Source organism: Vibrio sp. 1580, assembly GCF_033340055.1.
The window spans coordinates 1-540 of sequence record NZ_JAWOVT010000636.1; the positions used below are offsets into that span (position 1 = coordinate 1).

Consider the following 540-nt stretch of genomic DNA (forward strand, 5'->3'; position numbering starts at 1 on the left):
GTTTTTGCGAACTCAAAAGGGTTAGACGTTGTTAACGTAAACCAAGCAAAAACGGCAATCAGAACATTCATAATGCCAAGGCAATCTGCGGTGTAGCATGGGTTAATCGGAGAACTAAGAGCAATGTATGATGCCCATAAACTGAGCGTCACGACCCAAAACAGCATGGAGCCTTGGTGCCCACCCCATGCCGCTGCAACCTTGTAAGCGGTTGGCAATTGGCTGTTGGAATGAGTGACCACATATTCAAGAGCAAAATTGTCTTGGATAAAACAGACAATCAGCAGTAATAGACAAACAACAGAGGCCAAACTGATGAGATGTGAGGTCGCAAGTTGGTGTTCTAACATAATGGGCTTAGCCGCTGCACGGCGATACCAATGCAGTACAGCGGAACAACTCGCCCCCATTGCGACAAAAATCAGTAAGAAGAACCCTAGTTCAGCCTCCATTGTTCCTCCTTAGACAACGGTCATTTGACCAGCATAGAGTATGAACGTACGCAGCATCAGCACGCCGACCAAACTCAATGTTGTCACG

At 46.9% G+C, this 540-nt stretch carries 1 pseudogene; it reads right to left on the reverse strand.

The window, feature by feature from the left end:
* Positions 1 to 452, reverse strand: a pseudogene (locus tag R7093_RS27575) (heme lyase NrfEFG subunit NrfE); the annotation flags it as partial.
* Positions 453 to 540 lie beyond the last annotated feature (88 nt).